The sequence below is a fragment of the Mammaliicoccus sp. Q-M61 genome, from assembly GCF_022386055.1.
Lineage (GTDB): Bacteria > Bacillota > Bacilli > Staphylococcales > Staphylococcaceae > Mammaliicoccus > Mammaliicoccus sciuri_A.
This window is the reverse complement of record NZ_JAJNJL010000003.1, coordinates 218309-230402: the sequence shown is the minus strand read 5'-3', so window position 1 is coordinate 230402 and position 12094 is coordinate 218309. Positions and strand designations below refer to the sequence as shown.

The following is a 12094-nucleotide window of genomic DNA, read 5'->3' as shown; positions in this document are numbered from 1 at the left end:
TTACTTTAATTTTCATTTCAAGTGAATACGTTTACATTTATGATTTAAAAAATACCTAATCCAATATGTTCATGGATTAGGTATTTATAATTCAATATTATTTTAAGAATGATTTTAACATCCAGTTGTGTTTTTCAAGACTTGTTACCATTGCTAATAACATGTCACCAGTCATATCGTCATTAACTTTTTCTGCTAATTGAATACCTTCTTCTAATTGAGCAATTACAGTTGTGAAGTCTTTAGATAATTGTTCAACCATTTGGTTTGCAGTTAAGTTTTTCTCAGCTTCTTCAATAACTGACCATTCTAATGCTTCTCTTAAAGTAGCGATTGGGTTACCTTCAATTGCTAAAATACGTTCAGCTAAATCGTCAACATACACACTTGCTTCATTGTAAAGTTCTTCAAATTTCTCATGTAGTGAGAAGAAATTTGGTCCTTTAACATACCAGTGATAGTTGTGTAATTTAGTATATAATACTGTCCACTCTGCTACTTGTTTATTTAACGCTTCGATTACTTCTTTATTATTTGTCATTTATTTTACACTCCTCTGTAGTTATCTTTTCTTGATTACATTAATTATTATATTATAATCATTCTAATCTGTCAACGATATTTAGCAACTTATTTATAATAATTATAAATAAGAGTTTAAATCTACATAAAAAAAGAAGGTAAAGCCTACATTAGACTTATACCTTCTTTATCGATTTATAAACATTTATTCTGCTTTCTCAAGCTTAAGTGGAATCTTAATTTCTTTCTCAAGTTTCTTACCGTCCATCAATTTAATGATAGAGTCTACTGAAGCTTTACCCATCTTATCAGGTTGTTGTGCGACAGTTGCATCTAGTTTGCCACTTTTAATTGCTTTCATTGCATCTTCATTACCATCAAATCCAACTACGATTACATCTTTATCACCAATTGCTTCGATAGCACCGAGTGCCATTTCATCATTGTGCGAGAATATCGCTTCTACTTCTGGATGTGCTTGTAAGATATTTTGTGTCACGTTTAATCCTTCTGCTCGATCAAACTTAGCACTTTGTTTAGCAATGACATCAAGTGATTTGTCGGCAACTTTATGGAAGCCTTCTCCTCTTTCTCTTGTTGCACTTGCACCTGGAACACCTTCTAATTCAGCAACTTTAGCATTTTTACTTAATTTATCTAAAATAAATTGTCCGCCCATTTTACCGCCTTCAACGTTATCTGAAGCGATAAATGTTGCAACATCACCTTTATCAACTGATCTATCTAATGTAATAACAGGTATACCTTCATTATTTGCTGACTGAACGGCACTAGAAATTGCACTAGAATCTGTAGGATTGACTACTAAATAATCAACTTGTTGTTGAACTAAATCTTCTATATCATTTGTTTGTTTAGCTGAATCATCTCTTGCATCAACTACTTTTACTTTCATAACTTGTTTTTCAGCTTCTTTTTCAATACCTTCTTTAATTGAAACGAAGAATGGGTTATTTAATGTTGAAACACTGACACCAATCGTTATATCAGATTTTTTCTTATTTGTTTTACCTTCATTATCTTTTTTCAAAGGCGATTCAAGTGAACATGCCGCTAAAAATAACACAGTTGTCATTAATAGTATTAATAATTTCTTCATTTGTTTTCCCCTCAATCTAATTGATTATTTTTTTCTATCTATTAATACAGCAATTAAAATAACAATACCTTTTACGACTTGTTGGTAAAATGATGATACTCCTAATAAATTCAGACCGTTATTAAGTACACCAATAATAAGTACACCAATAAGCGTTCCAACAATTCTACCTTTACCGCCTGTTAAAGAAGTTCCGCCTAATACAACTGCAGCGATAGCATCTAACTCATATGAAGTACCCGCTGTTGGTTGAGCTGAGTTTAAACGTGATGTTAAAATTGCACCTGCTAATGCAGACATTAAACCAGAAATACCATAAATTAAAATTTTCACTCTGTTTACTTTAATACCAGAAATTTTTGAAGCGACTTCATTACCACCGATAGCATATGTATGTCTACCAAATGTTGTTTTTTGTAAAATAATCGCCAATATAATAAATACAATAATCATTGTGACTGCTGGTACTGGAATTCCGAAGAAATAACCTTTACCAAATAGTTGGAACATATAACTATCACCTAAATTAGTAATAGGGTTACCATCTGTTACAACGAGTGTTAAACCTCTAAATATTGTCATCGTAGCAAGTGTTGCGATGAATGGTGCCATACTCCCGAATGTTACTAATACACCGTTAAATACACCTAATAAGAAACCACCAAGTACTCCGACAATCAATGCTACGATTGGATCTAAACCACTTGTAATTAATATTGCAGTAAATGCACTTGATAATGCGAGTATCGAACCGACTGATAAGTCTATGCCGCCAGTTAAAATAACAAATGTCATACCAAAAGCAATTAACCCGTTAATTGAAACTTGTCTTAATAAGTTTAATAAATTCGATAAATCTAGAAATGCTGAGTTCATAATACTAATCACGACGATTAATAATATAAGTCCTATAAATGGAATAATTTTTTCGACTAATGAAGTCTTAGCTGTTAGTTGTTGCATGTAATTCCCCTCCTGTAGCTAATGTCATAATATTTTCTTCTGTTATATTTTCGCCTTCAACTTCACCTTTAATATTGCCTTCTTGAACTACAATAACGCGATCACTCATACCGATAACTTCAGGTAACTCTGAAGAAATCATAATAATCGATACACCACGTTCAGTTAGCTCATTCATCAGCTGATAAATTTCTCGCTTAGCACCAACGTCTATCCCTCTTGTCGGTTCATCTAAAATCAATATTTGAGCACCTGTACCAATCCATTTTGCTAATACTACTTTTTGTTGGTTACCACCTGAAAGTGATGATACTAGCGCTTTTCGTGGCGTCTTAATATTGAGCCTTTTGCTCATTTGATCTGCAAACACATGCGTCGCTTGTTCTTTAATAAATCCTTTATTTGAAAAGCTTTCAAGAGATGGTAGAACCATATTATGTTCGATTGAGAAATCGAGAATCAGTCCTTCATCTTTTCTATTTTCAGTAATTAAGCCTAAACCATGTTTCATTGCATCTTCCGGTGACTTAATCAATACGGATTTACCATTAATGTCTATATCTTTATGACCTTTATCAATTCCGAACAGACTTCTCATAATCTCAGTTCTACCAGCACCCATTAAGCCACTAAATCCTAATATTTCACCTTTTCTTAATGAGAATGAAATATCTTTGATGCCTTGTTCATCATTATTTAGGGATTTAACATGCATCAATGTTTCACCTGGTTCAACGGTTCTTTCTGGGAACTGCTCTGTTAAGTCTCTACCTACCATTGATTTAACAATTTCATCGTAATTGGTTTCGCTTGTAGGTTTGTATAATACAGTTTTACCATCTCTCATAACGGTAATTTCATCAGAAATCTCAAATATCTCAGCCATTCTATGTGAAATATAAACGAATGAAACGCCTTGATTTTGAAGATTTTTAATAAGTTTAAATAACTGTGTGATTTCTTTATCTGTAAGTGCTGCAGTTGGCTCATCCATGATGATAATTTTTGCATTGGTCATTAAAGCTTTTGCAATTTCTATCATTTGTTGTTCACCGATTGAACATTTTCCTGCAACTTTCTTCAATAAGATATTAAAGTTTAATTTTTCAAAGACTTTTAATGCTTCTTGCTTCATTTTCTTCTCATTTAATATGCCAAATTTATTGCGCATTTCTTTCCCGATAAATAAATTTTCAAGCACTGTTAACTCTGGCCAAATATTAAGCTCTTGATGTATAAACGTAATACCTGCTTCTTCTGACATTTGGGCATCTTTAAAGACAACTTCTTGATTGTGATAATTAATTTGACCTGCATCTTTTTCATGAATACCAACAAGAATCTTCATTAAAGTTGATTTCCCTGCACCATTTTCTCCCATAAGTGCATGAACTGAAGCTTCTTTTAATTTAAAATCTACGCCTGTTAACACTTTATTTTGGCCAAACGCTTTATGTACACCAGACATTTCTAGCATGAAATCCCTCCTTAAAATAAAACATCACTTTCTAATATGACGTTTGCATATGGTGTTGCTTCCCCTGTTCTTATAATTGCGACAGTATCATGTGTTAATTTTTTAAATGCTTCGTGTGATACAAATTCTCTTTCAACATCTGTTTCTTGAATCTTTTCATAAAGTGCTGAATTATCCGACTTCATTTCTTCTGCAAAAATCATTTTCTGTACAGACATATGTTCTAACAAAATATCGTAAACGCTTTCAAAACTTGGTACACCAAAAGACAGTGCTAAATCAATTTTTCGCACGCCTTTTGGTACTGGTAAACCACAATCTGCTATCACAATACGATCAGTATGACCAAGATCGCTTAATACTTTAGAAATTTCACTGTTTAATATCCCTGTCTTATACATGCCATTCTCCTTCAATATCTTGTAATGTTGGCATTCCGCCTTGTGCACCTAATCCAGTTACTGAGTGACTTGCTGCTAAATTAGCAAATGCTAATGCTTCATCTAAGCTGTATTCTTTTTGAAGCGCTACTGCAAATGCACCATTAAATGTATCGCCAGCACCAGTCGTATCTTTCACTTCACGTTTATAACCTGGTACTTGAACTTTTTCTTTACCATTATGATAAGCTGCACCTTTATCGCCTAAAGTTACAATCAATTTCATTGGATAAGCTGCTAACGCTTCATCTAATTCACCTTTAAACATCTCATCACTTTCTGTTTCGTTCGGTGTTAAATAATCGACTTTTTCAATAACAGTGTTGCTTACTTCTCTATATGGTGCGGGATTCAGAATTGAAATCAAACCATGTTCTGAACAATATTTAACCGCAAATTCAACTGTTTCACTTGGAATTTCTTGTTGTAATAAAACGATATCGCCTTCTGACAATGCTTCTAGATGTTTTTTAACATAGTCTGGTGTCACTTCATTGTTAGCTGAAGGTACGACAATAATACTATTATCTTGTTCAGATAATGTTATATGTGCTGTTCCTGATGGCATTTGTGTAACGGGTTCCACACCATCCACAATAACGTGATTTTTTTGAAGATTTTCGTATATTTCTTTACCAAAATCATCATCACCAACTCTACCAATCATATGTACGTTATCCCCTAATCTTGCAGCTGCGACTGCTTGGTTTGCACCTTTCCCACCAGGTGTTGTAAAGAAATCGTCCCCAAGAATTGTTTCTCCTTTACCTGGTCTTTTAGACGCTGATACAACTAAATCTATAGACATACTTCCGATAACTGTTATTTTCTTCATATTAATCTCTCCTTGTTGATTGTCTTTCCACTAAAGTAACATCTAATATTTGATGATGTTCTCTTTGTTTACCTTCCAACTGTTTAATTAATTGTTGGCATGCTTTTTGACCAATTAAATAAGCAGGTTGATGAATCGTTGTTAAACTTGGTGAATATGTACGTGATAACGGTATATCATCATAACCAACCACTTGTATATCATCGGGCACTTTGTATTGATGATTATAAAGAATACTCATGACGTTAAATGCGCCAACATCATTACTACAAATAATGCTATCAATGTCGTGTTCTTTAATTAAGTTAAGCAAATCATCTTCTGTTAAAGATAATTCATTAGCTGAAACATACGTGATACCCGCTTCATCTAACATTAACTTCGCACCATTGAATCGCTCTCTAAATGATTTGTAATTTAAATCTTGTTCTAAAATAAGAACAGATTGTGCTTTACCGTTAATCACTGCCTGAGCTTGAAGTTGTCCACCTTTGTAATGATTTGTTTCAACAAATTCATGATCTTCGTACACACGGTCTAATAGAACAAAAGGCATATTATAAGATTTAAATGAATCAAAAGTTTCCTTACTCGATAATTGTGAAGCAATAATACCACTACAATTATGTACGTTAAATGTATTTAAATAAGCAAGCTCTTTCTCATCATTACCATCACCATTTCCAATAATGATATGATAGCCCATCGCCATCGCTTCATCTTCAACACCTCTAGCAACTACTGTAAAAAAAGGGTTACTCATATCTGGTAACAATAGTCCTATCATTCTAGATTGTCGTTTATATAAAGTTCTTGCTGTTTCATTAGGTCGATAATTTAATTCTTGAATTGCTTTATCAATTTTATCTTGTGTTTCCTTCTTAACATAACCACTTTTATTCAGCGCTCTAGATACAGTAGCAACAGATACTCCTGCATGTTGCGCAACTTGTTTAATTGTTGCCATACTTCAACTTCCTTTTGTGTAACCGTTTACACAAAAGGATATCACGCAATCTTTATTTATGCAATATTAATTTAAAAAATATTTTCTTTCTTCAGGTGTCGGTAATCGACAAGCATTTTTCAAAATCACTTTATGTCTGATTTTGGCAAATGCATCATAGCCAATATCTCGTACAAATTTCGGTATCCATTTCAAAGTCCATCCTAAAAATTGATAGCCTTTTATTTGGCCTAATAAATGAATAATCGCGTTTGATTTAATCCATACTTTGTCGCCATCTACAACAATAATACTATCTATATTTTGCAAATCAGGTCGCGCTTCAAATAAATGATTACCATATGAAGATTCCAGTTGAGCAAATTGAAAACGATGTGAAATCTTATGATGAATTAACCACATCACAGCACGATTACAGTATCCACAATCCCCATCATAATAAACAATAGCGATAACAATCACTCCAATCATCATTTTCTTAAACGTAACACGACAGTATGATAAATAAAAGTTTTATGGACACAATTTCGAATAATGTCCCTAACGGTGGCTCTTACGGACACAATTTTGAATAATGTCCCTAACAACAAAAAAGTGCTAGGACTTTTCTGTCCTAGCACTTCATCATTTCTATTATTAAACAGCTTGCTTTTTAAATGCTTTATATTCTTCTTCGTTAATTTTGATAATTTTAAATCCTACATATCCAAAGATGACAGATATGATTGGTACCGTATAGTTGAAAACTGCATAAATGCCATAATCTAATACGTTCACATTCAATGTTTGGGCAATAAATACCCCACATGTATTCCACAAGAAGAATACGGATGTTACTGTACCACCGTCTTCAAGTGCACGTGATAAGTTTTTCGGATGTAGTCTTCTTTCTAAAAATGTATTAATGTACATTCTTGAAGGTACTACAATCGATATGTATTGTTCTGAACATGAAGCGTTAGTACCTATACATGAAATAATAACAGATGCTATTAAACCACCAGTGCCTTTTGCGATTTTTAAGATTTTTGTAATGATTGATTTTAGCATGCCTGAATATTCAAGAATGCCTCCAAATGTCATCGCAACGATAGTCATTGAAATTGTATAGAACATGGATTCTAATCCACCTCTATTGAACAATTCTTTGACTAAATCATTTTTAGATTCTAATACAAATCCAGTTTGTAATGTCTTCACACTGTCATGTAGACTTCCACCTTGAATAAATATTTGCGATAAAAATCCTAAAACAATACCGACAACTAATGCTGGTATTGCAGGTACTTTAAATGCAACTAATATAATAACTATTACAGGTACGAGCAACAACCACGGTGAAATTGTAAATTTGTCTAGCATTTCATTATTGATGGCATCAATTTTTGCTTGGTCCATATTACCAGCTGAAAATTGTTGTCCTAAAATAAAAAATACAATTAATGAAATGATAACGGCAGGTACTGTCGTATAGAACATGTGTTTAATATGATCAAATAAATCTGTACCTGTTAGACCTGCTGCTAAGTTTGTCGTATCTGATAATGGGCTCATCTTATCACCAAAGTATGATCCAGATATAATAGCACCTGCTATCATGCCTGCTGGTATATCCATACTTAATCCAATTCCCATACCAGCTACACCAACTGTTGCCATTGTTGACCAACTACTACCAATAGCTAATGCTACGATTGCACAAATAACTGCGATGGTTACTAAAAATAATGACGGCGTTATTAATTTTAATCCATAGTAAATCATTGTGGCTACTACGCCTCCACCTATCCAAGCACCAATGATTAAACCAACTAAAATGATAATGACGATTGCTGGTAAGGCTAGTCTAATACCTTTATACATCATTTCTTCGATGTCTTGCCAACTATACCCATGATAGTAAGCTACAATTGCAGCAATTGCTGTTCCTATCATTAACGGTATGTGCGGAGCTTGCTCTAAAACGACTACCGTAAATAACATACTGATAATCATAAATAAAAATGGCACAACGGCCCAAAAGAAACTAATTTCTTTCTTAGATGTACTATTATTCTCCATAGATAACCTCCTAATAATAAAGCGCTTACATTTATAATTTTAATAGTTTATGCAACATATTACAATCCCATAATGACAAAGCCTGGACAATTATTTTGTACCAGGCTCATACTTATAACTTATATAATTATTCATTTAACATATATATGACTTCTTGCATAATTTCATTGAATTCTTCTTTGAACTCATTGTTAAAACGTAAAATTACTGCTCGTTCGTCTGATTTTAAGCGATTTTTTAATATGTATCTTTTCTCAAATAAACGTTTAATCGCTCTCGCTGATTTATTTTGTTTAATATAGCCTTTTTCAATAGCATCTTTAAGATGCACTTCTTCCACTTCGTTTAATTTCATTAAAAAGAAAAATTCATGCTTCTTTAGACCATACTTTTGTTCAATAACTAAAAAGATATTATCAATTTTATTTTGCTGATCGAAAAATTCTGAACATGTTGAAATTGCTTCTGAATAAGATTGAGTCTTCATAGTTTTACCTCCTGTTTCCCGTGAATTTGATTTTCTTAAAATAATTTTAACACAAAATTAAATAACATCAATATGGAATTTAAATATATATTTGACAATTTATGTATTTTTCTCGTGGTTAATTATCAAACCGAAATCACTAACTCACAAAGTATATAGAAGTACTATAATTTTACAAATAAAAAAAGATTATAACTGTAATCGTTATAATCTTTTTCTTGTATTCAATTAATTGAAGATATTTACTTTTTAGCTTTATCTTTTAAGTAGAATTCTTTTCCTGTAAAGAATTCTGTTGTTAAACTTTTAACTTTAGGTGCTAACATCACGACTGCGATAATATTCGGAATCAATATACATGCAAGCGCGATATCTAATAAATTCCAAAGTTGTGTACCTGCACCGAATGCACCAAGCGCGATTGAGAGTACATAAACAATCTTCATAATAAAGCCTGCTGTTAAGCCAAATAAATATTCTGCCATTCTTGATCCATAGTATATAACAACGATGATTGTTGAGAATACGAAGAAGACCATAGAAATTGAAACAATCCAACTTCCAAATGTTCCAAATGCATTATTAAAGGCACGAGCTGTAAGTGCAGCGGATTGTTCTTTAGCATCATTATCTTTCCAAACATCAGATACTAAAACAACAAATGCTGTCGTACTACAGATAATTAATGTATCAACAACGATTTCACTAACACTCCAGAATGCTTGTCTTACAGGATGGTCTGTCTTTGCAGCAGCATGCGCAATTGGTGATGTACCAAGACCCGCTTCGTTTGAATAAATACCACGTGCAAATCCCCAACGTACTGTTGTGGCTAAAGCAGCACCGAAACTACCACCTAATGCTGCATCTGGATTAAATGCTTTCTCAACAACTAACGCAATTACACTAGGCACATGTTGAATATTCAGTATGATAATCAAGAATCCCATAATACAATATAAACCGACCATAACCGGTACGATCATTTCGGTAAATGTTGCAATACGCTGAATACCACCAAATACAACTAAAGCAGCAATAACAGCTAACACGATTCCTGTTATACCCATATGAATATCGAATGTATCTTGAACAGTACTTGCAGCTGAATTCCCTTGTACCATAATACTTGGGATAAGTTCAAGCATTAAAGCAAATGCAAATACAAATGAAAATACTAATCCGACTTTTTTATTTTTGAAACCTTTTTTCATATAATATGTAGGTCCACCAACAAATTCTCCTTTATCGTTTTTCTCACGATAATATATACCTAGTACGTTTTCGGAATATTTTAATGCCATTCCTAGAAATGCGATTACTAACATCCAAAATACTGCACCAGGTCCACCCATCATAATGGCTGTAGGTACACCGACAATGTTTGCCGCACCTACTGTTGATGATAAAGCTGACGTTAACGCTTGCCTCGGCGTAATTGTACCTTCACCTTTAGGCTCTTTATTAATACTTCCAAAAGTTTGTTTCATCATATAACCAAAATGTCTAAATTGTATTAATCCTAAATACAATGTTAAAAATAAACTTGATACTAATAAAAGTGTGACGATTGGATACCCCCATAACCAATCTGAGAATGCTACGATTTTCTCCATAAAATGACCCCTTTGCAATTTTATTTGTGAAATATTAACCAAGCATAATTCTATATTACAGAATATTCAGCAATTTATAAACCTTTAAAAAAATAAAAACGGAATAAAATCTTAAGTGTTAAGATTTTATTCCGTCTATTTTATCCTACATGTAATACTCTACAATGTTTTAAGAATTGATGTGAATATTGTTCTTTTATGTCTTCAATCGAGCCGTAACATAAACCAATCATGCGCCATTTAGGATTATGACGATAGAATGAGTCTTTTTCTAAACTCCACTTCACCATCTTACCTTCATGATTATATCTTGGTAATGTCATTTCATGACCATCAAGCACATTTAAGAATAATTGAAAGATTTCTGGATCTATTCTTTCAAACTGGTCAATCACAAGCCATTCTCTTTCTGAGTTCGTAATATGTCCTGTAATGAAACCTTCTCTATAATATAAAGCGCCACTTTCATTTGGTAAATATCGACCGTATAACATTTCTTCTGAGAAATCAGGATGACCTACTGTATATATACCTTTCGCAAGTTCACGTTCAACATAATGTTTCGCTTTTTTCAAACCGTCTTCTTTATTGTCACAGAGCATTAAAATAATAGGTTTATCTTTTTTAGGTTCATTTTCCTGATCACGTTGAACAGACATCTCATATTGATTACTAGAACTTTCTTTGTACGTCCCGTTACTCATATCTAACATCGCATCATATTGTGCTTTTGTTAAATTAGCAATAGATTGTTTCGAACTATCTTGTAAGAAATATAATTTCTTTAACGTTTGATGTCTATTTAATTCGCCAATATTCACAGGATTAATATCTTCATGATATTTAACTTCAATACATGTAGAATCTGTTCTACCAGGTTGTGGTGGTAACTTATGTATACTATCTGATACTTCCCCAGTTCCGATAATTGACTGATTAGCATTTCTACTTAAAAATATAATCTGGTCTCCTATTTCTAACTGAGTATAGTACGTATAACCATTTCTCTTTATACCATTTACAGTATGTGTAAATATTGTATATGTTTGATCTGGTTCAAATTGAATTTCTTCTGTAAGTAAAAAATACCTAGGAATTTTTATAGCGCCTTGTCCTAACCCTATAATTAAATCGAATTCTTCTTTCGTAATGCGATTAAACAATTGTTCTGTCATTTGTTTAATTCTAGATTCTAATTGTTCACTTCTCTTTAAATATTCAATTGATAACATTGTTAAAGATTGCTCAAACTTAAATTGGATGCTTACTTTTTGATTGCCACCTGTTTGAACTTGTAAGATCTCACCAAATCCAAGTAAGCCGACTTGATTTTGTACTTGATAATAAATGACTTTATCTCCTGGTTTGGCTGTCTTAAATGCATGATAACCTTGCGTTGGATTAAAGCTTGCACCTGATTCAAACACTGCAGTTTGGCCTTCTAATGGTTCCGTATGACGCCACCTATTATATCCACAATTTAACCAAAAGTAGTTTCTTTCTTCAGACATATGTATACTCCTTAATATCTATAATGATCGATTTTCATAATGATGTTTACTTTGATATCTTAATTTTATTTTCATATAAAAATTACGCTTAAAAT

12 protein-coding genes are annotated in these 12094 nt (G+C 32.7%); all 12 read right to left on the bottom strand.

The window, feature by feature from the left end; genetic code table 11:
• Positions 1–97 precede the first annotated feature (97 nt).
• Positions 98–541, bottom strand: a complete 444-nt coding sequence (locus tag LQ677_RS06550) for a Dps family protein (RefSeq protein WP_025906400.1) — start codon at positions 539–541, stop codon at positions 98–100.
• 186 nt (positions 542–727) lie between these two features.
• Positions 728–1642 carry a D-ribose ABC transporter substrate-binding protein gene (locus LQ677_RS06545; protein ID WP_239748179.1) on the bottom strand — a complete coding sequence of 305 codons (915 nt, stop codon included), beginning with the start codon at positions 1640–1642 and terminating at the stop codon, positions 728–730.
• 24 nt (positions 1643–1666) lie between these two features.
• On the bottom strand, positions 1667–2605 hold the full coding sequence (locus LQ677_RS06540; RefSeq protein ID WP_037588979.1) for an ABC transporter permease subunit: 939 nt from the start codon (positions 2603–2605) through the stop codon (positions 1667–1669).
• Positions 2586–4082, bottom strand: a complete 1497-nt coding sequence (locus LQ677_RS06535) for a sugar ABC transporter ATP-binding protein (RefSeq protein ID WP_239748178.1) — start codon at positions 4080–4082, stop codon at positions 2586–2588. Before LQ677_RS06535 ends, LQ677_RS06540 begins: the two co-directional genes overlap by 20 nt.
• An 11-nt stretch (positions 4083–4093) precedes the next feature.
• Positions 4094–4483, bottom strand: a complete 390-nt coding sequence (rbsD, locus tag LQ677_RS06530) for a D-ribose pyranase (protein WP_204188446.1) — start codon at positions 4481–4483, stop codon at positions 4094–4096.
• Complete coding sequence (gene rbsK / locus LQ677_RS06525) at positions 4476–5357, bottom strand: ribokinase (RefSeq protein ID WP_159315427.1); 882 nt, start codon at positions 5355–5357, stop codon at positions 4476–4478. Before rbsK ends, rbsD begins: the two co-directional genes overlap by 8 nt.
• Position 5358: 1 nt before the next feature.
• Entirely contained in the window at positions 5359–6324 is a 966-nt protein-coding gene (locus LQ677_RS06520; protein WP_025906408.1) for a LacI family DNA-binding transcriptional regulator, read from the bottom strand.
• 66 nt (positions 6325–6390) lie between these two features.
• Positions 6391–6798 (bottom strand): thiol-disulfide oxidoreductase DCC family protein, encoded by a 408-nt coding sequence (locus tag LQ677_RS06515; RefSeq protein ID WP_239748177.1) that lies wholly within the window; start codon positions 6796–6798, stop codon positions 6391–6393.
• Between the two features lie 162 nt (positions 6799–6960).
• The gene (gene nhaC / locus LQ677_RS06510) at positions 6961–8385 is read right to left on the bottom strand and encodes a Na+/H+ antiporter NhaC (protein WP_126477244.1); all 1425 of its coding nucleotides are present in this window, start codon (positions 8383–8385) and stop codon (positions 6961–6963) included.
• Positions 8386–8512: 127 nt separating this feature from the next.
• Complete coding sequence (locus LQ677_RS06505) at positions 8513–8872, bottom strand: transcriptional regulator, SarA/Rot family (protein ID WP_037588985.1); 360 nt, start codon at positions 8870–8872, stop codon at positions 8513–8515.
• Positions 8873–9114: 242 nt separating this feature from the next.
• On the bottom strand, positions 9115–10488 hold the full coding sequence (locus tag LQ677_RS06500) for an alanine/glycine:cation symporter family protein (protein WP_037588986.1): 1374 nt from the start codon (positions 10486–10488) through the stop codon (positions 9115–9117).
• A 140-nt stretch (positions 10489–10628) separates the two neighbouring features.
• Entirely contained in the window at positions 10629–11999 is a 1371-nt protein-coding gene (locus LQ677_RS06495; protein WP_126477242.1) for an EVE domain-containing protein, read from the bottom strand.
• Between the last annotated feature and the right edge of the window lie 95 nt (positions 12000–12094).